Source organism: Propioniciclava sinopodophylli (genome assembly GCF_004324755.1).
In the GTDB taxonomy this organism is placed as follows: domain Bacteria; phylum Actinomycetota; class Actinomycetes; order Propionibacteriales; family Propionibacteriaceae; genus Propioniciclava; species Propioniciclava sinopodophylli.
In genome coordinates this window covers 65,406-90,619 of the sequence record NZ_SDMQ01000009.1, presented here as the reverse complement: position 1 = coordinate 90,619, position 25,214 = coordinate 65,406, and the positions used below count along the sequence as shown (strand labels likewise).

Here is a 25,214-nt window from a genome sequence, read left to right as displayed (position 1 = left end):
CCCTGAGTCGGGGAACCAGCTCTGGAACTCGTGACCGCTCACCGGTCAACACCTCCCATGACGGGGTCGATCGAAGCCAGCGCCATGATCACGTCGGAGATCATGCCGCCCTCGCACTGCAACGGCACGGACTGCAGGTGGTTGAAGCCTGGGTCACGCATGTGGGCACGGTAGGGCCGGGTGCCGCCGTCGGAGACGACGTGGCAGCCGAGCTCGCCCTTGGGGCTCTCGATGGGCACGTACGCCTGGCCGACCGGCACGCGGAAGCCCTCGGTGACGACCTTGAAGTGGTGGATCAGCGCCTCCATGGACTCGCCCATGATGTGCTTGATGTGCTCGTGGCTGTTGCCCTGGCCATCGGGGCCCACCCGGAGGTCTGCCGGGGAGCTGATCTTGGCGTCGGTGTACATGACGGGCTGGCCGATGGACTGCTCGAGGCGGTCGGCGACCTGCTTGACGATCTTCAGCGACTCCCACATCTCGTTGTAGCGCACGAGGTAGCGGCCGTAGCAGTCGGCTGTGTTCTCGACCGGGACGTCGAAGTCGTAGGTGTCATAACCGCAGTAGGGCTGCGTCTTGCGCAGGTCCCAGGCGTAGCCGGCCGAGCGCAGGATCGGCCCGGTGACACCCATCGCCATGCAGGCCGACAGGTCCTGGACGCCCACGTTGACGGTGCGGCCCTTGAAGATCGGGTTCTCCTTGATGAGCAGCGCCAGCTCCGGCAGGTGCTTCTCGAGCCACGCGATGAGGTCGCGCAGCTGGCTGATGCCGTTCTCCGGGAGGTCGACGGCCACGCCGCCGGGGCGGACGTAGGCGTGGTTCATGCGGAGGCCGCTGACGGCCTCGAAGAAGTCGAGGATCATCTCGCGCTCGCGGAAGCCCGCCATCATCACCGACGTGGCACCCAGCTCGTTGCCGGTGGTGCCGATGGCGACGAGGTGGTTGCTGATGCGGTTGAGCTCCATCATGAGCACGCGGATCTGCGTGGCGCGCTCGGGGATCTGGTCCTCGATGCCCAGCAGGCGCTCGACCGAGAGACAGTAGGCCACCTCGTTGAAGAGCGGCGCGACGTAGTCCATGCGGGTCACGAACGTCGAACCCTGGGCCCAGTTGCGAAACTCCATGTTCTTCTCGATGCCCGTGTGCAGGAAGCCGATGCCCGGGCGAACGCTCTTCACCGTCTCGCCCTCGGTCTCCAGGATCAGGCGGAGGACGCCATGGGTCGCCGGGTGCTGCGGGCCCATGTTGATGACGAGGGTCTCGTCACCGCGCTCGGCCTGCTCCTGCTCGATGTCGACCCAGTCGCCGCCCATGGGCATGTAGACCGTGCCCGTGGTCGGCTCGGACCCCTGGGCGTAGTAGTCGTGGTCCTGGCTCACCGGTATTCCCTCCGCTGGTCCGGGGGCGGCACAACGGCGCCCTTGTACTCGACGGGGATGCCGCCGAGGGGGTAGTCCTTCCGCTGCGGGTGGCCGACCCAGTCATCCGGCATGAGGATGCGGGTGAGGGCCGGGTGCCCGTCGAAGATGACGCCGAACATGTCCCACGTCTCGCGCTCGTGCCAGTCCGCGGCCGGGTAGGTCGGGACGACGCTGGGGATGTGCGGGTCGGCGTCCGGCGCGGTCACCTCGAGGCGCACGCGGCGGTTGTGCGTGTAGGAGAGCAGGTGGTAGACGACGTGCAGCTCGGCGCCGGCGTCCGTCGGGTAGTGCACGCCGGAGACGCTCATGCAGCCCTCGAAGCGCAGGTGCGCGTCGTCGCGCAGCGCGCGGACGACCTCGGCCAGCTTCTCGCGCGGCACGAAGATCGTCAGCTCGTTGCGGTCGTACAGGACGCGGGCGATCGCGCCGTCGACCAGGCTCTCCAGGCGGGCCAGGACGCGCTCGTTCGCGTCGTCCAGCGGGCGCGCGGACGACTGCACGGGCAGGTACTCGCGCACGATGCCGCCGTAGCCGGAGGTGTCGGGCGATCCCTCGGACCACATGCCCGAGCGGGTCACCGGCGGGCTTGGCTCGACGTCCTCGCGCTCCAGGCCCGCCGCGGGGGCGGAGGCGGTGTTGGGGACGACGTCGCCGTCGATCGTCTTCTCCTCGCCGGGGAGCTTCTCGTCGCTCATCGCATGAGGCCCTTCATCTCGAGCGTGGGGGTCGCGGCGAGCTGGAGCTCCTCCAGGTCCTCCAGGACCTTGGCGCGGTGGGCGCCCATCGGGTCACGGAGCACGATCTCGCGCAGCTTGAACATGCCGTCGATGAACATGTCCGGGCGCGGCGGGCAGCCGGGCACGTACACGTCGACGGGGACGATGTGGTCACCACCCTGGACGATGGCGTAGTTGTTGAACATGCCGCCCGAGCTGGCGCACACGCCCATCGCCATGACCCACTTCGGGCCGGGCATCTGGTCGTAGACCTGGCGCATGACCGGGGCCATCTTCTGGCTCACGCGGCCGGAGATGATCAGCAGGTCGGCGTGGCGGGGCGAGGCGCGGAAGGCGACCTGGCCCCAGCGGTCGGCGTCGTAGCGGGCGCAGCCGAACGCCATCATCTCGATGGCGCAGCAGGCCAGGCCGAAGGTGGCCGGCATGATCGAGGCGCGGCGCATCCAACCGGCGATGCCCTCGATCGTGGTGGTCAGGATTCCCGACTCGGGGAGTGCGTCTTCGATACCCATTTCAGATTCCCTTTCCTACCGGCTCAGTCCCACTCCATGCCGCCGCGCTTGTACTCGTAGAAGTACGCGATGCACAGCAGCAGGAGGAACACGATCATGGAGAGCACGGCGAACATGCTCAGTTGGTCGAACGCCACCACCCAGGGGTAGAGGAAAGCGATCTCGATGTCGAAGACGAGGAACATCATCGCGGTGATGTAGTACTTCACCGGGAACCGCCCGCCGCCGGTGGCCTTGGGGGTCGGGTCGATGCCGCACTCGTAGGGCATGTACTTCACCCGGTTGTACTTCTTCGGGCCGATGACCAGTGAGGCCACGATCATGACCGCCAACAGGATGGCTGAGAAGAACAGCACCCCGAGGATCGGAACGTAGGGGCTCATCGCACCCTTCCCTTCTGGTGGAGCGTCATGCGGACGGCACCACCTTCGTCAACGACGTGATGGTCCTGTCCATCCAATCACCGTCCGTGGTGTCGTACAGGTGGGCGAGGAGCTTCATCGTGAACTTCATCAGGGTGGGTCTCGGCAAACCGTAGCGCGTGCACAGGCGCATCACCTCGGGACGCTCGATGAGGGACACGAAGACCTGGCCGAGGCGGAAGTAGCCGCCCCACTCCGCCTCCAGCCGCGTGCGGTACCCGGCGAGCGCCTTCTCGGCCGCCGGCGTGCCGAAGCCGCGGGCCCGGGCGTCCGCGATCGCGTCGGCGGCCATGTCGGCGGCCTCCATCGCGTACGGGATGCCCTCGCCGTTGAAGGGGCTGACCATGCCGGCGGCGTCCCCGACCAGCACCAGGCCCCGGTGATAGGCGGGCTTGCGGTTGAAGCTCATGGGCAGGGCGGCCGAGCCGATGGTGCCGACCATGTTCTCGCGGGTCAGGCCCCATTCGGCGGGCGTGTTCGCCAGCCACTTCCACATCAGGTCGCGGAAGTTCATCTTCTGCGACGACGCGGAGCTGCTGACGGTTCCGAGGCCGACGTTGACCGTGCCGTCGCCCATCGCGAAGATCCAGCCGTAGCCGGGCAGGAGGTTGGACTCCCCCGGCTTCCCGTCCCACAGCTCCAGCCAGCTCTCCATGAGCGGGTCGTGGGTGCGGGCGGGGCTGTTGAAGTACGCGCGGGCGGCGACGCCCATGGGCCGCTTCCGGTTCTTCTCCAGGCCCATCGCGAGAGCGAGGCGGCTGGAGTTGCCGTCGGCGGCAACGGTGATCGGGGCGCGGTACTCGCCCCCGTCCTTGGTGCGGACGCCGACGATGCGGTCGGTCGAGGCGTCGATGATCGGCTCGGACACGTTCGCGCCCTGCACCAACTCGGCGCCCGCCGCCTGGGCCAGCTGGGCGAGCATGTGGTCGAACTCGGAGCGCGGGCGGGTGAGGCCGTAGTTGGGGAACTGGGCGAGCTCGGGCCAGAGGAACTCGAAGGGCTCCTTGCGGCCACCGTAGGTGCGCAGGCCGCGGTTGTGGATCCAGCCCGCCTCCTCGCTGACGTCGACGCCGAGGCGGATCAGCTGCTTGGTGGCGCGCGGGGTGAGGCCGTCACCGCACACCTTGTCGCGGGGGAACGTGGACTTCTCGAGCAGGGTGACCGTCAGGCCCTTGTCAGCCAGCCACTTGGCGGTGGTCGAACCGCCCGGGCCCGCGCCGACGACGATGACGTCCGATTCGACCACCGGCTGCGCCGCGCGCTCCTCGGCCATCGAATCACACCCCTCACCGGCACCAGGCGGCGCCCATCACCGGGTCAGTCTAGGGAACCATCCCGACAAGCGCCATTTTGGTCCCACGCACGTGAACTCCCTTGCCACACGCCTTTTGGGCGCTGGGATTCGGCAACGCCTGCATAGCGTAATTGGGTGCTGCGCCGGCGGCAGAGTGACCCCGGTCGCGGCGTCTCAGCGGCCGGAGCGGGCGCGCTCGGCGTCCAGCAGCTTCTGCTGCTCCTTGGCCTGCTCCTGCATCTCCTCCATGTTGAACCCCACGCGCAGGATCATCAGCAGCACCCCCGCGATGCCCAGCGACCACAGCGGGGAGACGTTCAGCAGGATCGGTGCGGTGACCAGGGCGGCCACGTCGAAGCCGCGGACGAGGTTGAAGACCAGCGTGGGCGGCACGGCGCCGGCGGTGGTGGCCATCATCGGCACCGCGAAGTTCACCGGCTTGGCGGTCTGCCACCGGACGGCGGCCAGCAGGCCGCCGAGCGCGCACGCCACGGCGACCACGGGCGCGACGGCTGGGTCGCGGGGGACGCCACCGGTCACCCCGAGGAACGCCGGCAGCGTTGCGCTCCCCCACACCAGCGCCAGCAGGGCGGGCACCACGAAGCTGGCGGTGCGCAACTCGGCGGTCGAGAAGGGCATCATCCGGGCCAGGCCGGTCGAGCGGGACAGCACGCGGAGCGCCCCCAGCGTGGGGACGAGCGCGAACATGAGCGCGACGGCGGACAGGAGCGGGGTCAGCAGCGACAGCCCGATCGCGTCGCTCGCGTAGGGCACGAGGATCGCCCCCGCCAGCCCGAGCAGGGGACGGGGGAACCGGGCGAGCCGCTGCAGGTCGCGCCACACCAGCGCGCCGGCACCCGTCCAGCGCCCGGCGGTGGGCCGGACGTGCCCGCGCTCGATCGCCTCGCGGTCGACGAGGATGTCGCGGGCCAGGCCCAGGTCGAGGCCGAACATGGCCCCCTGCAGCCCGGAGACCAGCGAACCGCCGCTGGTGAGGCGCCCGCGGGCGAAGTGTTCCAAGCGGCGGTGTGCCCACGCGCCGAAGGCGACGGACGCCGCTCCCCCGACGGCCGCGAAGAACCAGGGCACCTGCCCCAGCCAGGCCGGGGGCTCCACGTGCAGCCACCCGGCGGCCACCGCGACCATCGTGGTGAGGACGACGGCGGCCAGGGTGGTGAACAGTGCCTGCACCGCACGCAGGGGCCGGACGCGCCCGTAGCTCTGCTCCCAGGCGGCCCAGGCCACCAGCCCGGACGCCACCAGGCCGGACGCCGCGGCCCACGCACCCACGACCCCGAAGGGCTCGCCGGCGACCGCCGCCACCGCGGCGGAGACGGCGGCCGATACCACGGCGGCGCCCACGATGATCGCCCACAGGCGCCCGCGCAGGATCCGGCCGCGCCCGATCGGCGCCTCCATCAGCCAGAACCCCTCGGCCGCCGAGGCCAGCACGGGCCCGAACAGCCGCGCGAAGGAGAGGGTCAGGGCCCCGAGGGCGAAGAACATGCCCCAGGGCACCAGCAGCCGACCGTTGAGGCAGGCCGCGGTGTCGCACGCCGCGGAGCTGGCCTGGCTGCCGATGATGACGTTCACGATCATCGCGCCGATCATCAGCACGCTGAACAGCGCGATGTAGGCGTCCGACAGCACGTCGCCGATGCTGCGGGTGGCGCGGCCGTGCCGCCACGACTTCACCAGCGCGTGCAGCGCGCCCTCGTCGACCACCTCGGTCTCGTCCTCGGGGAGCCAGGCGAAGTCCCACTCCCGGCCCTCGTACTCGGCGTAGGGGTCGTCCGGGACCTCGACGACGAACTGCTCCGGGGAAATCTGCTTCGGTTCCGCGTGCTGGTTACCGCGCTTGCGTCGGGCGCGCGCCATCAGGCCGCTCCCCCGTCGGCGACCGCGTCGGCGACCGCCTCGGCGCCGGCGGGCGGGTGGACCGCCACGATCCGCGTGGCGACCTCCTTGACCAGATAGGGCTCGTGGGAGGCGAGCACGATCGCCAGCCCGCGGGCACGCTCGGCCTTCAGGCGGGCAGCGAGCCAGGCGACGCCCTCGACGTCGAGGCGCTGCTCGGGCTCGTCCAGCACCAGCAGGCGGCGAGGGCGGACGAACGCCGTGCCCAGCGCGAGGCGGCGCCGCTGGCCCGAGGACAGGGTGCCGGGCAGTTGGCCCGACTGCGGCACGAGCTGGACCTCGGCGAGCACCTCGTCGACGATCGCCTCCGGGTCGGGGACGCCGTGGGCGCGTGCGAGCAGGTCGAGGTGCTCCACCACGGACAGGTCGGGGAAGAAGTCGAGGTCGTCGATGACAGAGGCCATCCCCTTGCGGATCTCGGGGTTCGTCTCGCTCATCCGCAGGCCCTCGAACTCGACGCGGCCTTCGTCGGGGCGCACCGCACCCACGAGCATGCGGAGGATCGTCGACTTGCCCGCGCCGTTGCGTCCGGTGAGCGCCACGGCCTCGCCGGGTGACACCGTCAGCGAGAACCCCTCGACGATGCGGGAAGGGCCGTACGACTTGGTGAGGTCGGTCGCGGTGAGGACGGGAGCACGGGACGCCATGTCCCCAAGCATGGCAGGATCATCAGGTGCAGAAGTTCGATGCCCGCGCCTCCCTCGCCAAGCGCCGCGCCGACGTGGCCGCCATGTTCGACGGCGTGGCCGGGCGCTATGACCTGATGAACGACGCGATGACCGGCGGGCTGGTGCGCGCGTGGCGAGCCGAGACGCTGCGGGCCGTCGACCCGCGCCCCGGCCAGCGCATTCTCGACCTCGCAGCCGGTACCGGCACCTCCTCGCGCACCTTCGCCGACGCGGGCGCCCTCGTCGTGCCCGCCGACCTCAGCCTGGGCATGGTGACCGAGGGCAAGAAGCGCCAGCCCGACCTCGGCTTCGTCAACGCCGACGCGCTCGAACTGCCGTTCGCCGACGCCACCTTCGACGCGGTCACCATCAGCTACGGTCTGCGCAACATCGAGGACACCCTGGCCGCCCTGGTCGAGATGCACCGCGTGACCGCGCCCGGCGGCACCCTCGTGGTGGCCGAGTTCTCCACGCCGACGTGGGGGCCGTTCCGCACCCTCTACCGCGAGTACATCCCGCGCGTGCTACCGGCGCTCGCCCGCGTGCTGTCCACCAACAACCCGGCCTACAGCTACCTGGCCGAGTCGATCAACGCGTGGCCAGACCAGGAGACGCTGGCTGGCCTCATCCGCGAGGCGGGCTGGCGCGATGTCGAGTGGAAGAACCTCTCGGGCGGCATCGTGGCCCTGCACCGGGCGGTGGCGTAGCGGCAGCGCCATGACCTTCGTCCTCGACGCCTACGCGGCCCGGAGTTGCCCGCTGAAGACGGTCAACTCCTTCACCCCCCACCTGGTCACTCCCAGCCTGGAGCGCCCCGACCCGCCCTTCTTCCGCGACTCCGCCGCAATCGAGGCGGCCGTGTTCGGCGCGCTCCTCGCCGGACCGGGCCGCATCGAGGACCTCCGCCCGCTCCGGCACGCCCCGCGCGCCAGCGCCGAGCAGGCCTGCCTCGCGGCGCTGGCGTCCGGCGCCGACGTCGTGATCGGCGGCCTGCTGCCGCTGGACGAGGAGAACCACCGCACGGGGCGTCCGAGCCTGCTGGTGCGCTCGCCGGAGGGCGGCTACCACCCCGTCCACGTGAAGTTCCACCGCGTGCTGGAGTCGGCGAGCCCCGACGCGCCGCCGCTGCTCGTCTCCCGCCTGGACGCCCCCGCGAGCGTGGTGGGCCTGCCTGGCCGCCGCTTCCGCTGGGGGACCCGACTGAACGCCGCCCTCCAGGTCGCGCACTACTGGCGGCTGCTGGAGGCCACCGGCTACGCGGCGCAGGAGCCGTGGGCGGGGCTGGTCGGGGTCGACCAGCTCAACCTCGACCCCGAGGCGCGGCCGGCCAAGGTGGAGCAGGTGATCACCTGGCTCGACCTGTCCGAGGAGGTCGTCGCCCCCAACCCCCGCACCCTGGAGCGCCCCGGGGACGCCGACCCCCTCTCCACGCTGGCCCGCTACGACGCCGAGCACCGCTACCGCATCGAGCTCGCCGAGGCGGCGCTGGCCTCCGCGGGCCAGGACACGCTGCTGACACCGATCATGTCCAGCGAGTGCCGGGGGTGCGTGTGGCAGGAGCACTGCCAGGCGCAGCTGGACGCCGACGACCTGAGCCTGCGCATCACCAAAACCCCCCTGGACGTCCACGAGGTGCGGACGCTGCGGCACCTCGGCATCAGCACGGTGGCCGAGCTCGCGCGAGCCGACCTCGACGAGCTGCTGGCGGCCTACCTGCCACGGGCCAGCCACCGCATCGGCGGCGAGCAGCGGCTGCGCCGCGCCCACCGGCGCGCCCAGCTGATGCACTCCGGCGTCGAGCTGGAGCGGCAGACCCAGGGTCCGCTGGACCTGCCCCGGCACGACCTCGAGATCGACGTCGACATCGAGACGTCGGCCGACGACCGCGTCTACCTGTGGGGCTTCTGGGTGGACGACCCCGCCCGCGGGGAGCCCTACGGCCGCCAGTTCGCCGCGTTCACCGACCTGGACGACGCTGCCGAGGCCGACCTCGCCGCCCGCGCGCTGGGCTGGCTGCAGCAGGTGGTGGCCGGGCGCGACGCGGCCGTCTACCACTACTCCGACTACGAGGTGATCCGGCTGCACAAGCTGGCGCCCCGGCTCGGCGCTGTGGGCGGCTGGGCGCAGGAGTGGGCGTCCGACCACTTCGTCGACCTGTTCGGGGTCGTGCGGGAGAACTTCTTCGGGGCCAACGGGCTGGGACTCAAGGTCGTCACCGCCGCCGTCACCGGCTTTGCGTGGCGCGACGAGGACCCGGGCGGTCTCAACTCCCAGACCTGGTTCGCGGACGCGGTGGGTGACCCGGACGAGGGCGTCCGCGAGCGGGCCCGCGGGCGGGTGCTGGAGTACAACGAGGACGACGTACGCGCCACCTGGCACCTGCGCCGGTGGCTGCGCGACCAGGGTTGACTACGCGACCCGGCGCCCACGTCCCCCGCGCTGGCCGCGGACAGTGACGGTCTCGACGTCGGCGGCCCGGGCGACCTGCTCGGCCAGCCCGCGGGCGTACCCGTCCGGCCCGCCGAACCACGCCAGCCCGTCCAGCGGCACGTCGGTGAGCGCCCTCCCGTGCCGGATGACGACGTAGGGCACCGACACGAGGCCGGGCTGGATCTCGACGGCGTGCACCCGCTCCCACGGAACGTGGCCGACCTTGGGCAGCTCGATGCCACGCTCGTCGTGGGCGATGCGCAGCGACAGCGCCAGCCACGCCGTGACGAGGCCGCCCGCGATGCCCAGGACGCCGAGCACGATGCCGGCCGGGAACGGCAGACCGAGGAGCGACAGCAGGCCGAGCACGAACCAGCCGACGGCGACCAGCCAGGTCACCACCGTCATGGGCCCGGAGAAGGAGCGGGCGGAGACCGGGTCCATCAGGTCAGCGCCCCCACGACCACGCCGGCCAGGACGCCGAGGGCCACGAGGACCTCGGCGATGCCGGTCAGCTTCAGCACCCGGATCAGCGCCGGTCCGGTGGCGCCGCCGAGCACGCGGCCGACGGGGCCGACCAGGGCGGCAAAGCCCAGCAGGCCCAGCAGCGCCCACCACGTGGTGGCGGCGGCCAGCGCCACGACGGCCAGGGCGGCGAGGACGACGAGGGCGAGGTAGAACAGGCGCGTCCCGCGGTCACCGAGCCGGACGGCGAGCGTGCGTTTGCCGGAAGTGGCGTCGCCGGCCCGGTCGCGCAGGTTGTTGGCCACGAGGATGGCGGACGCCAGCGCGCCGGTCGCCACGCCACCGGCGACGGCGGGCCACGCGACGTCGAGGGTCTGGACGTAGGTGGTGCCCACCGTGGCGACCAGCCCGAAGAACACGAAGACGAACAGCTCCCCCAGCCCGACGTACCCGTAGGGGCGGTCGCCGCCGGTGTAGTACCAGCCGGCGAGGATGCAGGCGACGCCGACCGCGATGAGCCACCACTGGCCGGTCAGCACGACCAGCGCCAGCCCGGCCAGCGCGGCGAGCGCGAAGCAGGCGAACGCGGCTCCCTTGACCTGGGCGGGTGTGGCGGCGCCCGAGCCCACGAGGCGCATGGGCCCGACCCGGTCGTCGTCGGTGCCGCGGATGCCGTCGGAGTAGTCGTTGGCGAAGTTGACCGCGAGCTGGAGCGCCAGGGCGACCACCGCGGCGAGGACCGCACGCACGGCGTCCGGCCGGCCCACGTGCAGGGACACCGCCGTGCCGACGAGGACGGGCGCCACCGCCGCCGGGAGGGTGCGGACGCGCGCCCCCTCGACCCACTCGGCCACTGTCGCCACGCCCACTGCCTCCTCCCGCCGGTCAGCCCGGCCACCGTCGCGGCCGCCGCTCGGCCCCGACCATCCTCGCACGCGGGCCGACGGGTAGATTGGAGCGTATGCCTCGCGTCCTGCTGATCATCGCCATTATCGCCGTCACGGTGTACGCGCTGGTCGAGGCCGCCCAGGCGCACCCGTCCCGCGTCCGTGCGATGCCGCGCTGGCTGTGGTTCGTCGCGATCGTCGCGCTGCCGGTGCTCGGCCCTGTGGGGTGGTTCGCCATCGGGCGCCCACCCACGCCGACGCGTCACCCTCCGATCGCGCCCGACGACGACCCCGACTTCCTGCGCGGCCTGTAGGCGCTCAGGCCTCCCAGTCGACGAGCCCGTCGACGTCGTGGCTGCCCTCGGGCCACACGGCCCGGACGATGCCGGCCGCCGCGAGCGCCTTGCGGCACCCCGGGCAGGGCGGGTCTGTGATGTAGGCCGTCGCGCCCTTGGTGTCGCGGGTGGCGAAGAGCAGGGCGTTCACCTCGGCGTGGATGGCGATGCAGAATCCCGGCGTCCCGGGCCGGTCGTAGTCGCCCAGCCCCGGCACCTCGTGGTAGCCGAGGCGTCCGCGGGGGCAGGCGCCCTCCAGGCAGTCCGGACGCCCGGGTGCTGCCCCGTTGTAGCCGGTCGCGATGATGCGCCTCTCGTGGACGAGCACCGCACCGACCCTGCGCCGCGTGCACTTGGCCCGGCGCGCGACCGCTTCGGCTATCCCCAGGAAGTAGTCGTCCCAGCCGGGCACGGCGGGGACGCCTTCGCTCACGTCACGCATCCCTCACCCCACGGCGTCGTTGGTCATCGCATCGCCGGCGGCGACGTCGGCGGTGATCAGCCCGGCCGAGCGCATGAACGCGACCATGTCCGCCCAAGCCTGCTCGTCCATCTCTCCGGTGGGCCGGCCGGACGCCCGCCACAGCGGCAAGGTGGCCTCCAGGGTGGCCTTCGCGGACGCCGCCGCCCCGGCCTCGTCGAGGGTCGGGATGTGGTCGCGGCCCGCCTCGATGGCGCTCGCCGGCTCGGCGACGACCTTCTCGATGCCGGCGACCATCGAGCGGGCGACCTTGCGGGCGGTCTCGGGGTTGGCATCCAGGTTGGCCTTCGTGGTGGCCAGCACGATGGAAACCAGCGGCACGTCACCGGCGGCCAGCGGCACGGCACGCGTCGGGATGCCGGCCAGGCCGAACTGCACCAGGTCGTTGTTGGCAAAGCCGACGACGGCGTCCACCTGGGACGTGGTCAGCGCGGCCTGGGCGGTGTAGCCGATCTCGACGACCTCGACGTCGGACTCGGTGAGCCCCGCCTCGTGGAGCGCGGCCTTGAGGCCGAACCAGCTCTCGCCGAAGCGGCCGGGGATGCCGACGCGCAGCCCGGCCAGGTCGGCCGCCGACTGCACGGCCGAGGCATCCGGGACGATCAGGACGACCGGATAGGCGTGGTAGTACTGGCCGATCGCCACCAGGTCCATGCCCTCGGCGCGCGCCTGGACGAGCTCGTCGCCGCCCGCGATCACGTACTGCTCCTGGCCGGCCACGAGCGCGGTGAACAGCCCTTCCTGGGCGCCGTGGTGGCGCAGGGTGGCGTCCAGCCCGTTCTCGGTGAAGATGCCGTCCTCGGCCGCAACGTAGAAGGGCGCGAACTGGATGTCGGGGATGTAGGTCAGCCCGATGGTGACCTTCGCCGGGCCGGAGGGGGCCGACGGGGCGGTGGGCGTGGGCGTGGGCGTCCGGGCGCAGCCGGTCAGCACGAGGGCGAGCGCGGCCAGCAGAGCCAGCGCGACGCGGGTCAGGCGTGCCATGGTGTGGTTCCTTTCGCGGGGATCAGGGGAGCAGCGACGCAACGGTGTGTGAGCGCCGCTCGACGAGGTGGATGAGTCCGTAGAGCCCGGACGCCATGGCGCACAGGACGAGGATCGTGGCGAACATGCCGGCGGTGTCGACCGAGTCGCGCTGGGCGGTGAGCAGCTGGCCGAGCCCCGAGCCGCCCATGACCATCTCGCCGACGACGGCGCCGGTGACGGACAGGGCGAAGCCGTTGCGGAGCCCGGCCAGGATGTTCGGCAGCGCCAGCGGCAGCTCGATGTGCCGCAGCAGGGCGAAGCTGTCGGCGCCGTCCATCCGGGCGGCGTCCACGACATGGTGATCGATGTGGCGCAGGCCGACGACTGAGGAGATCAGGATCGGAAAGAACACCATCAGCGCGCAAAGCAGGACGATGGGGCCCAGCCCGTAGCCGACCCAGATCGCCAGCAGGGGCGCCACGGCGATGGCGGGGATCGCCTGGGTCGCCCCGAGGAAGGGGGCCACTGCGGCGTTCAGCAGCCGGCTGCGGTGGATGCCGATCGACAGGGGCAGCGCCACGGCGGCGCCGAGGGCGCTGCCGCCGACCGCCTCGGTGAAGGTCTCCTGCACGGCCGACCAGAAGCGGGGGCTGAAAAACGCCGTGACCAGCCGGTCGAGCACGGCCAGCGGGGAGGGCAGCATGTACGGCGGCGGTGCAGCCAGCAGCACGGTGAACGCCCAGCCGGCCAGCAGGAGGACGGCGAACAGCCACGGCGCGGCGGCGAGCAGCCCGGTGGGCCGCACGCGGCGCTCGCGCGGTTCGCTGCTGGTCATCGTCCTCCCCTCGCCTGGGCGCCGGGGCATGGGTCGGGAGGACGGCGGCGACCTCCCTGCCGCGCGACGGGATGCGCGCGTACGCCGAAGACCGCCCGTGCTTCCTCCCATCCGGACTTTGACCGTCGGTCCCGGACTTCCACCGGGTCAGCCAGGGGCCCGAGGGCCGCTGGGTCGCGGACTGTAACCGCCGGTTCGGAGTTTCACCGACCCCGGAGCACGTGTGTGTTCTGTGCGAATCCTAGCGCAGCGGCGCGGACGCCCACGCCACGAGCTGGTCGCGTGAGCCGAAGAAGACGCTCCGGTCGAGGTCGTTCACGATCGCGCGCTGCCACAGCGTGGGCCTGTCCCAACCCGCTGGGAGCCGGCCCGGGGCGTCCGCGTGGTCGTACAGCCAGAGCGGGTGGTCCGCGAAGGAGGTGTCGCCGCCAGTGCACTGGTCCCACACCTCGGTCTTGGTGTAGATCACCGGGATGCGCCCGGACAACCGACGGTACTCGTCGGAGAACTCGCGCACCCAGGTGCGCATCTCGGCCTGGCTGAGGCCGTGACACTCGGGTCCGTCCTCGGCGAACTCGAGGTCGAGGGCGCCCGGCAGCGTGTGGCCGTCGGCCGTCCACGACCCGCCGCTGCTGTTGAAGAAGCGTGCCTGCAGCGTGCCCGAGGACTGGTTGGGGCGCGCGTAGTGGTAGGCGCCCTGGATGAGCCCGGCGTCGCGGGCCGCCTTGCTCTGCTCGTCGTGGGTGGGGCTGCGGTGGGCGGTGCCCTCGGTGGCCTTCACGTAGACGAAGGCGTGGCCGGCGGAGGCCAGTCCGGCCCAGTCGACGGTCTGCTGGTAGCGGGACACGTCGAACCCGGGCAGACCCTCCCCGTCGCGCCACTCGGCCAGCTCGACCGGCGAGGCGGACGGCGTGGGCAGCGTCGCGCCCTGCGGCGCGGGCGCGGCGGGGGTCGGGGTCGCGGCCGGGCTGGGCGCACCCGCCACCTCGACCGCCGTCGACTCGACGGCGGCGGACGCCATGGGCGCCACGTCGGAGGGCGCGGGGGCCGATCCCTTCTGGAAGGCGGAGGGGGCGACGCAGCCGGCCATGGCCGCAGCCACGGCCAGGACGGCCCAACGGCCGCGCAGGCGTCCCCACTCCCCCATCCGGCCAGCCTAGCCGGACGTCCGATGTCACACAGCCCCGGTCAGCCGAAGTCCACGCCCTGGGCGAGTTGGACCGACCCCGAGTAGTTGATCGTGTTGGTCGCCCGCCGCATGTAGGCGCGCCAGGCGTCCGAGCCGGACTCGCGGCCGCCGCCGGTCTCCTTCTCGCCGCCGAACGCCCCGCCGATCTCGGCACCGGAGGTGCCGGCGTTGACGTTGGCGATGCCGGTGTCGGCGCCGGACGCCCCGAGGTAGCGCTCGGCCTCCAGCACGTCGTTGCTGAACAGACCGCTGGACAGGCCCTGCGGGACCGCGTTGTGCAGGGCGATCGCCTCGTCGAAGTCCGACCAGGTGAGCACGTACAGGATCGGCGCGAAGGTCTCGGTGAGCACCACGCCCTCCTGGGCGGGCATCCGCACCAGGGCGGGGCGCACCCAGAAGCCGTCGGCATCCACGTCGGCTCGCTCGCCGCCGGAGACGACCTCGCCGCCTTGGGCCCGCGCCTTCTCCAGCGAGGCCTGCATCGCGTCGAACGCAGCCTCGTTCACCAGCGGGCCGAGCAGGACGCCGTCGGCGAACGGGTCACCGGCCTGCAGCGACTCGAAGGCCCGGGCGACGCGCCCGACGACCTCGTCGGCGACGGACTCGTGCACCAGCAGTCGCCGGGTCGAGGTGCACCGCTGCCCCGCCGTGCCGGCCGCGCCGAACACGATCGAGCTGACGGCCTGGTCGAGGTTCGCGCTCGGGGTGACGATCACGGCGTTGTTGCCGCCGAGCTCGAGCAGCGAGCGGCCGAAGCGGGCAGCCACGCGCGGCCCGACCTCGCGGCCCATCCGGGTGGAACCGGTCGCCGACACCAGCGCCACGCGCGGGTCGTCGACGAGCGCCTCTCCGATGGCCCGGTCGCCGATGACGACCGCGTGCAGGCCCTCGGGGGCGCCGACCTCTGCCATCGCTCGGCGCAGCAGGGCGTCGCAGCCCAGCGCGCACAGCGGGGTGAGCTCGGACGGCTTCCACACCACGGGGTCGCCGCACACCAGCGCGATCGCGGTGTTCCACGACCAGACGGCGACCGGGAAGTTGAACGCCGAGATGACCCCGACGACGCCGAGCGGCTGCCAGGTCTCCTGCAGGCGGTGCCCGACGCGCTCGCTGGGCATGGTCCGCCCGTACAGCTGGCGGGAGAGGCCGACGGCGAAGTCGCAGATGTCGATCATCTCCTGGACCTCGCCCAAGGCCTCGGTGTGGATCTTGCCGGCCTCGATGGTGACGAGGGCGGCGAGGTCCTCCTTGTGCTCGCCGATCAGCTCGCCGAGGCGCTTCACCAGCGCGCCGCGCACGGGGGCGGGCACCTCCCGCCAGGTGAGGAAGGCCTCGGACGCCGCCGCCACGGCGTCCGCCACCTCGGCCGCGGTGTGCGTGCGGACGCCGCACAGCTCCTCGCCGGTCAGCGGCGAGCGGGCGCGGACGGCGCCATCGTCGACGCACCAGGCGTCATGGTCGACGCCGAGTGCGGCGAGGGCGGCCTCGGCGCGCGCGCGGAATTCGGCGGTGGTCTTCATCGGGTCTCCTCCATGGCGTCGCGCGACGCCTTCTCCTGTGCCGCGTACAACTCCATCGGGTCGTGGACCGTGCGGCCCATCGCCTCGGCCAGCCACGCCTCGTCGCGGTGCGACCCCTCCAGCGTGACATCGCGGCTGCCCGCATGAGCGAGGTTCGAGGCGAAGATGCCCGCCGCCGAGCGCGGCAGGAAGTCCTCGTAGACGATGGGCGTCCGGACGCCGTCGACCCACTCGAAGAACGCCAGGCCGGCCTCGGCCAGGCCATCCTCGTCGACGGGCCAGTTCGCGCGCCAGACGTCGAGCTTGACCTGGTTGCGCTCGTCGGCCGTCATCCCGGCCGAGCGCTCGTCGATCTCGACGATGAGGCGGTCGTACAGGTCGCGTCCCTTCGGGGTCAGCGCGATGCCACGCTGCTCCACCTCGCCGAAGCGCACCGACAGGGTGCCGTCGACGACCGAGCCGTCCACCTCGCGGAACCGGCGACGCTCGGCCAGCGCCTTGAACGACGTCTGGCGGAGCAGGACGTCCGGGCCCTCCCACGCTGGCGGGCCCTGGATCTCGTCGATCATGGCGATGCCCCGATCCGTCATCCGGCGGTAGAGGTCGTCGATGTCGAGCACGCGCGGGGTCAGGTGGTTGATGTGCGTGGCCCGGACGCCGCCGATGTCGGCCGCGACGCCGGAGATCGTGGAGAGGCGCTCGTACCACGCCCGGTCGACGGGCTCGTCGGAGAGCTCGAAGCAGGCGGTGGCGAGGGCGAGAAACTCCGTGGCTTCGGCGTCCTCCAGCCCACCCTCGCGCTCGGCCTTCTCGGCCAGGGCCACGACGTCGTCGCCGAACAGCTCGCGGTCGGCGAGGAAGGCGTCCAGCTCGGCCTGCAGGGCCTCGTCGAAGTAGCGGCGGTCGTCGGTGACCAGCACCGAGCAGAACACCCGGAACGGGTTGATCGCCAGCGCCTCCTTGGTCGTCGGTCGGAAGGCCGTCGACACGATCGGGAGCGACGTGGCGGCGTCCCCCCGCAGGTCGTAGAAGCCGACGGGCTCCATGCCGAGCGCGGCGAAGACCTGCGCGACGCGGGCGAGCTCGCGGGCGGTGCCGACGCGGATGGCGCCGTGCCGCTCGGCCGTCACGCGGTCGATGCGGCCGAGGCGTTCGGCCGTGTCGGGGTGGGCGGCCAGGTGGTCGGCGTTCACGGCCGTGGAGACGTCCACGAGCGTGTTGTAGGCCGGCACCTCGCTGCCGTACATCGCCGACAACGAGCGCGCGAACGCCGCGCGCAGGGCGTGGGTGTCCTGCATGTCAGCCCTCCATCGCGGTGAGCACGCGGTCGATGGCGTCCACGGCCTTGTCGATCGCGGCGCGCTCGACGGTCAGGGGCGGGCGGACGCGCAGCGAGCGCTGGCCGCAGCCCAGCATGAGCACCTTCTCGTCGTCCTGCAGGCGGCGGATGGCCTCGTTGCGGGTCGCGGTGTCCGGCAGGGAGATGGCGCACATGAGGCCGAGGCCGCGGGCGTTGGTGACGATGCCGTGGCGGGACTGGACGTCCTCGAGACGCTCCAGGAGGTGGGCGCCCTCGGTGCGGGCGCGCTCCATGAGGTTGTCGGACTCGATGACCTCGAGGATGCGGCGCGAGCGGACCATGTCGGCCAGGTTGCCGCCCCACGTGGAGTTGATGCGGCTGGACACCTTGAACACGTTCTGCTCGACCTCGCCGAGGCGTCCGCCGGCGGTGATGCCGCAGACCTGGAGCTTCTTGCCGAAGCTCATCACGTCGGGGGCCACGCCGTAGTGCTGCCAGGCCCACGGCGTCCCGGTCATGCCGCCGCCGGTCTGCACCTCGTCGAAGATGAACAGGGCGTCGTGCTCGTGGCACAGGGTCTTCATCTGCTCCAGGAAGCCCTGCCGGAAGCGGTGGTCGCCGCCCTCGCCCTGGATCGGCTCCATGATGAACGCCGCGATGTCGTGCGGGTTCGCGGCGAAGGCCGCCTCCGCCTCGGCGAGGGTGGCCGCCTCGACGGCGTCCATGTCGCGCTCGGCGGCCCAGTACGGGGTGGACAGGCGCGGCCAGTCGAACTTCGGGAAGCGGGCAACCTTGTTGGGGTCGGTGTTGGTGAGGCTCAAGGTGTAGCCCGAGCGGCCGTGGAAGGCCTCCTTGAGGTGCATGATCTTCGTGCCCAGCTCGGGGCTGCGGCCGTGCGCCTCGTTGTGGCGCGACTTCCAGTCGAACGCGGTCTTGAGGGCGTTCTCGACGGCGAGGCTGCCGCCCTCGATGAAGAAGTAGTGGGGCATCGCGTCGTCGCCCATGACGCGGGCGAAGGTGTCGACGAAGCGCGCCATGGCGACGGTGTAGATGTCGGAGTTGGACGGCTTGTTGAGCGCCGCCTCGACCAGCTCGGCGCGGAACTCGTCGTCCTCGGTGAGTCCGGGGTGGTTCATGCCGAGCGCGTTGGAGGCGAAGAAGGTGAACATGTCGAGGAACTCGTCCCCGGTCGCCTCGTCCACCAACGTGGTGCCCCGGGAGTTCCGCAGGTCCAGGACCAGGGGCATGCCGTCGACGAGGATGTGGCGACCGAGGCTCGCGAAGACTTGGTCGGGCGCGATCGTGGCGGGCGAGAGTGTTTCAACCATTCCGTGACGATACAGAGCAATCCACGCGAAAATCTACGCCCGAACCTCACATTCCCGTTCGATCCTTCACTTCGCGGCTGGTACGGGTGGGATCAGCTGCCGTGCGACTCACGCCAGGCGTTGACCTTGTCGAGGTGGTGCTGCGCCTCGACCCAGCGGACGGTGCCGGACTCGGACCGCATGACGACCGAGTGGGTGCGAGCGTCGCCGCCGGGCAGGTAGCGGACGCCGTCGACCAGGTCGCCGTCGGTGATGCCCGTCGCGACGAACAGCGTCTTGTCCGAGCCCACCAGGTCGTTGGTGTCGAGCACGCGGTCCACGTCGAAGCCTGCCTCGGCCGTGCGACGGCGCTCCTCGTCGGTGGTCGGGTGCAGGCGGGCCAGGATGCGGCCGCCGAGACACTTCATCGCGCACGCGGTGACGACACCCTCGGGGCTGCCGCCGATGCCGGCGAGCATGTCGATCTTGACGCCGGGGGTCGCGGCGGCCACGGCCGCGGCGACGTCGCCGTCGGTGAACATGCGGGTCGCGGCGCCGGCGGCGCGGATCTCCTTGACCAAGTCGTTGTGGCGCTCGCGATTCAGGACGCCGACCACGAACTCGGAGACGTCCTTGCCCTCAGCCTTGGCGGCCTTGCGGATGTTGTCGGCGATCGGGGCGTCGAGGTCGATGACGTCGGCGGCGTTGTGGCTGACCACGAGCTTTTCCATGTAGAAGCACATGTGCGGGTCGTACATCGTGCCGCCCTCGGCCGCGGCGAGCACCGCGATCGAGTTGCGCATGCCCCAGGCCAGCAGTCGGGTGCCGTCCACCGGGTCCACCGCGATGTCGATCTTGTCGCCCTCGCCGGTGCCGACCTTCTCGCCGTTGGCGAGCATCGGGGCCTCGTCCTTCTCGCCCTCGCCGATGACGATCGTGCCGTCCATCCGCACCTGGTTGAGGATCGCACGCATGGCGTCCACGGCCGCCTTGTCGCCCAGTTCCTTCTCGCCGCGTCCGGCCCACCGGCCGGCCGCGAGCGCGGCCGCCTCGGTCGCGCGCATCAGGTCAAGGCCGAGGTTGTGCCCGGCCAGCATGAACCGTTCCATCCGTTCCATCTCTCCCCAAGACCTCCCCGTCGTGGTCGGCCGCGTCGAGGGCCGTGTTCGGGCCCATCGTCCCGCACGGGGCCCGTTCACGCACGTGGGGGCGACCCGCGCGGATGCCCTCAGGGCTCAGGGTCATACCTGAGGATGATCGGGGATCGACCCGAGTCACAGGCATGGGGCGGCTCCGACCGGCAGAGTAGGGTGCAAGCCGGAGATTCCCCAGGAGAGCCACGTGACCGCGTCCGTCCCACCCCCGCACGACCCCCCGCCCAGCGACCCCGTGGCGGTGCCGCCCCGGCCGAAGAAGCAGCGCCGGCCCATCAGGCCCTGGCAGTGGATGCTGCTGGGCGCCGCGATCCCCGTCATCCTCCTGCTGGCGCTGGTGCTCATCCTGCCCTTGGTGATGAACGCGCTCATGGGCGGCGGCCCGGGCAGCGGGCCCGGCGAGGCCGAGTACCGCGTCGAGCGGGTCACCCTCGCCCAGGGCGTCACGCTGCCCGGCACCATCGAGCCGACCCAGCGGCTCGACCTGTCGTTCGCCAGCCCCGGCGAGGTCACCCTCGTCGCCGTCAACGTCGGCGACAACGTCACCCCCGGCACCGTGCTGGCGACCATCGACGACACCGACCTGCGTGCGGCCGTGACGGACGCCCGCGCCGAGACCGACGCGGCGTGGAAGGACTACCAGGACGCCCGCCGCTCCGGCCAGTCGGCCGCCATCAGCGCCATGCGCTCGGCCCACGCCGTCAAGGCTCAAGCCCTGAAGGACGCCGAGCAGGCGCTCGAGAAGGCGAAGCTGACCTCCACCATCGACGGCGTCGTGGCCGCCGTGAACGTCCAGCGCGGCCAGCTCGCCGGCGAGCCGGGCGCGTCGCCGGGCCAGGACCCGGGCGCGGCCGACGTCGTGGTGATCTCCCGCGCGTTCCAGGTGAAGGCGTCCGTCGGTGGGGCCGAACGGACGCGGCTGGCCAAGGGCATGGAGGCCGTCGTGACCTCGTCCTCGGCCAAGGAGCCGCTGCGCGGCACCGTGACCGCCCTGGGCGTCGTCGCCGAGGCGACCGCCGAGGAGGGCAAGCCGAGCGCGGCGTCCTTCCCGCTCGTCGTCACCCTCGAGGGCCAGCCGACCGACGTGTTCGCCGGCTCCCCGGCCACCATCGAGGTGCTCGCCGACGCCGGTGCCGAGCCGGCCCTCGCGATCCCCGTCGAGGCGTTGATGATGCGCGACTCCGAGACCAAGGGCATGGTGCTGGTGCGCCGGGGCACCGAACCGACCCCCACCGACGTCACGCTCGGGTCGGAGTCCAACGGCATGATCGAGGTCACCGCCGGCCTGAACGAGGGCGACGTCGTGGTCTTCTTCCCGATGACCGGCGGGCCCGGTGGCGCGGTCGGGCCGGGAGTCGTGGCCGCCCAGCCGTCCGAGGAGCCGAAGCGATGACCGCGACCACCCCCGACCTGGCTGCCGGGCCCGGGGCGTCCGAGGCCCTGCCCGTGCTGCAGCTGCGCGGCATCTGGAAGACCTACTCCACCGGCACCGTCCACGTGCACGCCCTGCGCGGCGTCGACCTCGACGTGCACGCCGGCGAGTACGTGGCGATCATGGGCCCCTCCGGCTCGGGCAAGTCGACCCTGATGAACGTCATCGGCTGCCTCGACGTGCCGACCGCCGGCCAGTACGTGCTGGACGGCGAGGACGTCGCCCACCTCTCCGACAACGCCCTGGCCGACATCCGCAACCAGCGGATCGGCTTCGTCTTCCAGCAGTTCAACCTGCTGCCGACCCAGTCGGCGTGGCGCAACGTCGAGCTGCCCCTGTGGTACGCCCGGGTGAAGGCGTCCGAGCGCAAGCAGCGGGCACTGGACGCCCTCGCCCGCGTCGGCCTCGCCGAGCGGGCCCACCACAAGCCGGGCGAGCTGTCCGGCGGCCAGCAGCAGCGCGTCGCGATCGCCCGCGCGCTGGTGACCGACCCGGCACTCATCCTCGCCGACGAGCCCACCGGCAACCTCGACTCGATCTCGACCGCCGACGTGCTCGGCCTGCTGGACGAGCTGCACGCCGCCGGGCGCACCATCGTCCTGATCACCCACGAGGCGGAGGTGGCGGCCCGCGCCCAGCGCGTCGTGCACGTGTTCGACGGCGGCATCGCCGGCATCGACGAGAAGGCGGCGACGCCATGATGACGTGGTGGGAGACCCTCCGGCTGGCGCTGGACGCGATCGTGGCGCACCGCGTCCGGTCGATCCTGACGACGCTGGGCATCACGATCGGCATCGCCGCGGTCACCCTGTCCGTGGGCATGGCCCAGGGCGCCACCGCGAGTATCAGCTCCGAGATCGGCAGCCTGGGCTCGAACCTGCTGACCGTCCAGGCGGGGTACTTCTCCCACGACGGCGGCCAGCCGATGGACCCGTCCACGATGCCGACGCTGTCGATGGAGGACGCCGAGGCGCTCTCCGACCCCACCATCGCCCCCGACATCGCGGCTGCGGCGCCAGCCATCCAGTCCGGCTTCGAGCTGGCCGCCCGCGACACCTCGATCGGCACGCAGGCGGAGGCGACCACGCCGGCGTGGCTGGCCGTCCAGTCGCGGACCCTGGCGGTGGGCGAGTTCTTCACCCCCGAGCAGTACGACGACGGCGCGGCGGTCGTCGTCCTGGGCAGCAACTCCGCCAGCCAGCTCTTCGGTGACCCCGGCGCGGCTGTCGGCCAGACCGTCACCGCGAACAGCACCAGCCTGCTGGTGATCGGGGTGCTCGAGCAGTCCGGCGGCATGATGTCGACCGACGACCTGGCCGTGATCCCGCTGACCACCTACCGCGACCGCCTGTCGTGGGGCGAGGAGCCCATCGGCGCGATCTACCTGCAGGCCACCTCCGCCGACCGGCTCACCCAGGCCCACCAGGAGGCCGCGGCTCTGCTGGCCGGACGCCGTGGCGCCGCGACCTCCGAGGAGGCCGGCATCATGATCGTGTCGCAGCAGTCGCTGGTGCAGGCGATGGAGCAGGTCACCAACGTGCTCACCCTGCTGCTGGGCGGCATCGCCGCCATCTCGCTGGTCGTCGGCGGCATCGGCGTCATGAACATCATGCTCGTGTCGGTGCAGGAGCGCGTCCGCGAGATCGGGCTGCGCAAGGCCCTGGGGGCCCGGCGCCGGACGATCCTGGCCCAGTTCCTCACCGAGGCTGCGATGCTCGCCCTCGTCGGCGGCGCGCTCGGGCTGGCGCTCAGCGCCGGTGTGGCCTGGCTCGTGACCACGCTGGCGGAGTTCCCGGTGCCGGTGTCGCTGCCGACCGTCCTGCTCGCCCTCGGCGTCTCAGCCGCCATCGGCCTGGTCGCGGGCAGCTACCCCGCCTCCCGGGCCTCCCGTCTCGCCCCCATCGACGCGCTCCGGCGCGAGTGAGGAGGAGTCAGCCATGACCGATCCCGTTCCCCCCGTCCCGCCCGCCCAGCCCGCGATGCCGCCGCTGCCGCCCGCCCGGCTGGCGCCGCGCGCCCCCGAGGGCGCGCGCCAGAAGCGCGACCACCGCCGCCGCAACGTCGTCGTCGCCGGCCTCGTCCTCGCCCTCATCGGCGCGAGCGGCTGGGCCGTCGCGATGTCCCAGAACCCGGCTGCCGGTGCGAATCGCTACACGACCGTCCAGGCCAGCCGGGGCGACGTCACCCAGCGGCTCACCGGCAGCGGCAACGTCACGAAGGTCGACCAGATGGCGGTGCGCTTCCCGGCCGCCGGCACCGTGACCGAGGTGCACGCGGCCGTCGGCGACACCGTCAAGCGCGGCGACGTGCTGGCGGTCCTCGACGACACCGGCCTGCGGGCCAAGGTGCTGCAGGCCCGCGCCGAGGCGGACGCCGCCAACCTGGCGTTGGTGCAGGCGAGGTCGGGGTCGGCCGCATCCGGGATGGGCTCGGCCTCGTCGCTGGGCGCGACTGGTTCTGGTGCATCCGCGACGGCGGGCGCCGCGTCCGGCGGCGGTGCCGTCCAGGGCGCCACGCACACGGCTCCCCCGGCGCCCTCCCTCGCGACCGAACTGCCCGCGATGCCGCCCGTCGCGATCGATCTCGAGCCAATCGACGCGGCCCTCGCCGAGGCGGACGCCGCGGCCGCCCGGGTGGCCGAGCTCCAAGCGTCCCTCGATGCGGCCATGGCCCGTATCGGGCAGGCCTGCCCGGCGCCCTCGAAGCCCGAGCCCAAGCCCTCGGCGGACCCGACGCCCACCCCGACCCCCGAACCCGAGCCCTCGGCGGACCCGACGCCGCCGGCCACGCCGGAGCCGACCGCTTCCGCGACCCCGGAGCCCTCGGCGTCCGCCACACCGGAACCGACCCCCGAGCCGGAGCCCTCGGCGTCCGCCACACCGGACCCGACCCCGGAGCCGGAGCCCACGGCGTCCGCCACGCCCGAACCCAAGCCCTCGGCGGATCCCGAGCCGACGGTGAAGCCCGAGCCGGTCGACCCGAAGGCCTGTACCGACGCGCTCCGGGCCGTGGTCGACGCCCAGAGGGCGCTGGCCGATGTGCAGGCTGAGCTGTCCGCGGCCAACCACGCGGGGCTGTCCCTGCTGCGGCAGGGCAGGGCGGGCCTCGAGCAGTCGGTTGCGCAGCTGAAGGCCTGGGCGCAGGACGTGATGGCATTCGTGCAGTCGCTGCTGCAGGCCCCGCCTGCGCAACCGCCCACCATGCCGCCAGGCGGGATGCCCGGGATGCCCGACCCCGGCGACATGCCGGACATGCCCGGCGGTCAGCCCGGTATGGACGCGAACCGGTCCGGCATCGTGTCGGCCGAGGTGGCCCTCGCCAAGGCCCGCCGCGCCCTGGCGTCCGCCGAGGACGACCTCGACGCCGCCACCCTGACCGCGCCGATGGACGGCGTCCTCTCCGCGCTGCCGTTCAAGGCCGGCGAGGCGACCACCGCGTCGGAGAGCGCCGTCGTGGTCTCCCCCACCGGCGCGGTGCGGGTGACCATGAGCATCCCGGCCTCCTCGTTCCTGTCGGTCCGCCCCGGCCAGGTGGCGACCCTGCGCGGGTCGGGCGGCATCGAGGCGTCCGCGGAGGTGCTGACCAAGGCGCTCGTGCCCGGGGACAGCGGCTCCTACCCGGTGACGCTGGTGGCCAGCGGCTCCAACGCCGAGCAGTTCGCGGCAGGCACCAAGGCCACCGTCGAGATCGAGGTCAGCAGCGCGACCGACGTCGTGGTGGTGCCGCTGTCGGCGGTGACCCGGGTCGGCACCGACGGCACGGTGCGGGTGCTGGCCGGCAACGACGTCGTCGAGACGCCGGTCAAGCTCGGCAGCGTCGGGGACGCCGCCGCCGAGGTGCTGGACGGCGTCGGGGTGGGAGACCGGCTGATCGTCGCGGACGCCACCAAGCCGCTGCCGAACCCGTTCGAGATGCAGGGGCCGGGCTGACCCACCATTCCCC

General features: G+C 72.2%; 24 protein-coding genes and 1 riboswitch. Of the genes, 7 read left to right on the top strand and 17 right to left on the bottom strand.

Annotation, left to right across the window (positions count from 1 at the left end; genetic code table 11):
• Nucleotides 1-38: 38 nt before the first annotated feature.
• The 7 genes from ET989_RS09990 to ET989_RS09960 form a co-directional block, all read right to left on the bottom strand.
• On the bottom strand, nucleotides 39-1,319 hold the full coding sequence (locus ET989_RS09990) for an NADH-quinone oxidoreductase subunit D (protein WP_131168613.1): 1,281 nt from the start codon (nucleotides 1,317-1,319) through the stop codon (nucleotides 39-41).
• 56 nt (nucleotides 1,320-1,375) lie between these two features.
• Nucleotides 1,376-2,116: an NADH-quinone oxidoreductase subunit C gene (locus ET989_RS09985; RefSeq protein WP_131168481.1), complete on the bottom strand. Its 741-nt coding sequence runs from the start codon at nucleotides 2,114-2,116 to the stop codon at nucleotides 1,376-1,378.
• Complete coding sequence (locus ET989_RS09980; protein ID WP_131168479.1) at nucleotides 2,113-2,670, bottom strand: NADH-quinone oxidoreductase subunit B; 558 nt, start codon at nucleotides 2,668-2,670, stop codon at nucleotides 2,113-2,115. The genes ET989_RS09985 and ET989_RS09980 overlap by 4 nt, the downstream gene beginning before the upstream one ends.
• A 23-nt stretch (nucleotides 2,671-2,693) precedes the next feature.
• On the bottom strand, nucleotides 2,694-3,053 hold the full coding sequence (locus ET989_RS09975) for an NADH-quinone oxidoreductase subunit A (RefSeq protein WP_131168477.1): 360 nt from the start codon (nucleotides 3,051-3,053) through the stop codon (nucleotides 2,694-2,696).
• A gap of 25 nt (nucleotides 3,054-3,078) precedes the next feature.
• Nucleotides 3,079-4,365: a geranylgeranyl reductase family protein gene (locus ET989_RS09970; RefSeq protein ID WP_131168474.1), complete on the bottom strand. Its 1,287-nt coding sequence runs from the start codon at nucleotides 4,363-4,365 to the stop codon at nucleotides 3,079-3,081.
• A 195-nt stretch (nucleotides 4,366-4,560) separates the two neighbouring features.
• Nucleotides 4,561-6,264, bottom strand: a complete 1,704-nt coding sequence (locus ET989_RS09965; RefSeq protein WP_131168472.1) for a DUF6297 family protein — start codon at nucleotides 6,262-6,264, stop codon at nucleotides 4,561-4,563.
• Nucleotides 6,264-6,950 carry an ABC transporter ATP-binding protein gene (locus tag ET989_RS09960; RefSeq protein ID WP_131168470.1) on the bottom strand — a complete coding sequence of 229 codons (687 nt, stop codon included), beginning with the start codon at nucleotides 6,948-6,950 and terminating at the stop codon, nucleotides 6,264-6,266. The genes ET989_RS09965 and ET989_RS09960 overlap by 1 nt, the downstream gene beginning before the upstream one ends.
• A gap of 26 nt (nucleotides 6,951-6,976) precedes the next feature.
• On the opposite strand from ET989_RS09960, the gene ET989_RS09955 reads away from it, so the two are divergent.
• Together ET989_RS09955 and ET989_RS09950 are read left to right on the top strand one after the other, a co-directional pair.
• A complete protein-coding gene (locus ET989_RS09955) occupies nucleotides 6,977-7,678 on the top strand; it encodes a demethylmenaquinone methyltransferase (protein ID WP_277751364.1) in 702 nt (233 codons plus the stop codon).
• A 10-nt stretch (nucleotides 7,679-7,688) separates the two neighbouring features.
• On the top strand, nucleotides 7,689-9,380 hold the full coding sequence (locus ET989_RS09950) for a TM0106 family RecB-like putative nuclease (protein WP_165490115.1): 1,692 nt from the start codon (nucleotides 7,689-7,691) through the stop codon (nucleotides 9,378-9,380).
• Here the strand turns inward: ET989_RS09950 and ET989_RS09945 are convergent, their stop codons facing one another.
• Both ET989_RS09945 and ET989_RS09940 read right to left on the bottom strand, forming a co-directional pair.
• A complete protein-coding gene (locus tag ET989_RS09945; protein ID WP_131168467.1) occupies nucleotides 9,381-9,845 on the bottom strand; it encodes a hypothetical protein in 465 nt (154 codons plus the stop codon).
• Nucleotides 9,845-10,729 carry a 1,4-dihydroxy-2-naphthoate polyprenyltransferase gene (locus ET989_RS09940; protein WP_131168465.1) on the bottom strand — a complete coding sequence of 295 codons (885 nt, stop codon included), beginning with the start codon at nucleotides 10,727-10,729 and terminating at the stop codon, nucleotides 9,845-9,847. Before ET989_RS09940 ends, ET989_RS09945 begins: the two co-directional genes overlap by 1 nt.
• Before the next feature lie 98 nt (nucleotides 10,730-10,827).
• Between ET989_RS09940 and ET989_RS09935 the strand changes: the two genes are divergently transcribed.
• Nucleotides 10,828-11,067, top strand: a complete 240-nt coding sequence (locus tag ET989_RS09935; RefSeq protein ID WP_131168463.1) for a PLDc N-terminal domain-containing protein — start codon at nucleotides 10,828-10,830, stop codon at nucleotides 11,065-11,067.
• A gap of 4 nt (nucleotides 11,068-11,071) precedes the next feature.
• Here the strand turns inward: ET989_RS09935 and ET989_RS09930 are convergent, their stop codons facing one another.
• The 8 genes from ET989_RS09930 to glpX form a co-directional block, all read right to left on the bottom strand.
• Nucleotides 11,072-11,521 (bottom strand): deoxycytidylate deaminase, encoded by a 450-nt coding sequence (locus tag ET989_RS09930; RefSeq protein ID WP_421958222.1) that lies wholly within the window; start codon nucleotides 11,519-11,521, stop codon nucleotides 11,072-11,074.
• 12 nt (nucleotides 11,522-11,533) lie between these two features.
• Nucleotides 11,534-12,553 carry an ABC transporter substrate-binding protein gene (locus ET989_RS09925; RefSeq protein ID WP_131168459.1) on the bottom strand — a complete coding sequence of 340 codons (1,020 nt, stop codon included), beginning with the start codon at nucleotides 12,551-12,553 and terminating at the stop codon, nucleotides 11,534-11,536.
• A 22-nt stretch (nucleotides 12,554-12,575) separates the two neighbouring features.
• Nucleotides 12,576-13,370: an ABC transporter permease gene (locus tag ET989_RS09920; protein WP_131168457.1), complete on the bottom strand. Its 795-nt coding sequence runs from the start codon at nucleotides 13,368-13,370 to the stop codon at nucleotides 12,576-12,578.
• Between the two features lie 95 nt (nucleotides 13,371-13,465).
• A riboswitch (FMN riboswitch) is annotated at nucleotides 13,466-13,593 on the bottom strand.
• Between the two features lie 18 nt (nucleotides 13,594-13,611).
• Nucleotides 13,612-14,517, bottom strand: a complete 906-nt coding sequence (locus ET989_RS09915; RefSeq protein ID WP_131168455.1) for a GH25 family lysozyme — start codon at nucleotides 14,515-14,517, stop codon at nucleotides 13,612-13,614.
• Nucleotides 14,518-14,558: 41 nt separating this feature from the next.
• Nucleotides 14,559-16,079 carry an L-piperidine-6-carboxylate dehydrogenase gene (gene amaB / locus ET989_RS09910; protein ID WP_131168453.1) on the bottom strand — a complete coding sequence of 507 codons (1,521 nt, stop codon included), beginning with the start codon at nucleotides 16,077-16,079 and terminating at the stop codon, nucleotides 14,559-14,561.
• Complete coding sequence (gene hglS / locus ET989_RS09905; protein WP_131168451.1) at nucleotides 16,076-17,377, bottom strand: 2-oxoadipate dioxygenase/decarboxylase; 1,302 nt, start codon at nucleotides 17,375-17,377, stop codon at nucleotides 16,076-16,078. Before hglS ends, amaB begins: the two co-directional genes overlap by 4 nt.
• A 1-nt stretch (nucleotide 17,378) precedes the next feature.
• On the bottom strand, nucleotides 17,379-18,707 hold the full coding sequence (gene lat / locus ET989_RS09900) for an L-lysine 6-transaminase (protein ID WP_131168449.1): 1,329 nt from the start codon (nucleotides 18,705-18,707) through the stop codon (nucleotides 17,379-17,381).
• A gap of 92 nt (nucleotides 18,708-18,799) precedes the next feature.
• On the bottom strand, nucleotides 18,800-19,795 hold the full coding sequence (gene glpX / locus ET989_RS09895) for a class II fructose-bisphosphatase (protein WP_206662302.1): 996 nt from the start codon (nucleotides 19,793-19,795) through the stop codon (nucleotides 18,800-18,802).
• A gap of 232 nt (nucleotides 19,796-20,027) precedes the next feature.
• Here glpX and ET989_RS09890 point away from each other — a divergent pair, with 232 nt between their 5' ends.
• Genes ET989_RS09890 through ET989_RS09875 form a run of 4 tightly spaced genes read left to right on the top strand, consistent with a single transcriptional unit; the run spans nucleotide 20,028 to nucleotide 25,201 of the window.
• Nucleotides 20,028-21,233, top strand: coding sequence for an efflux RND transporter periplasmic adaptor subunit (locus ET989_RS09890; protein WP_131168444.1), 1,206 nt, complete (start codon nucleotides 20,028-20,030; stop codon nucleotides 21,231-21,233).
• Nucleotides 21,230-21,973, top strand: a complete 744-nt coding sequence (locus tag ET989_RS09885) for an ABC transporter ATP-binding protein (protein ID WP_131168442.1) — start codon at nucleotides 21,230-21,232, stop codon at nucleotides 21,971-21,973. Before ET989_RS09890 ends, ET989_RS09885 begins: the two co-directional genes overlap by 4 nt.
• Nucleotides 21,970-23,196 (top strand): ABC transporter permease, encoded by a 1,227-nt coding sequence (locus ET989_RS09880; protein ID WP_206662301.1) that lies wholly within the window; start codon nucleotides 21,970-21,972, stop codon nucleotides 23,194-23,196. The genes ET989_RS09885 and ET989_RS09880 overlap by 4 nt, the downstream gene beginning before the upstream one ends.
• Before the next feature lie 13 nt (nucleotides 23,197-23,209).
• Complete coding sequence (locus ET989_RS09875; RefSeq protein WP_131168440.1) at nucleotides 23,210-25,201, top strand: efflux RND transporter periplasmic adaptor subunit; 1,992 nt, start codon at nucleotides 23,210-23,212, stop codon at nucleotides 25,199-25,201.
• Nucleotides 25,202-25,214: the final 13 nt, after the last annotated feature.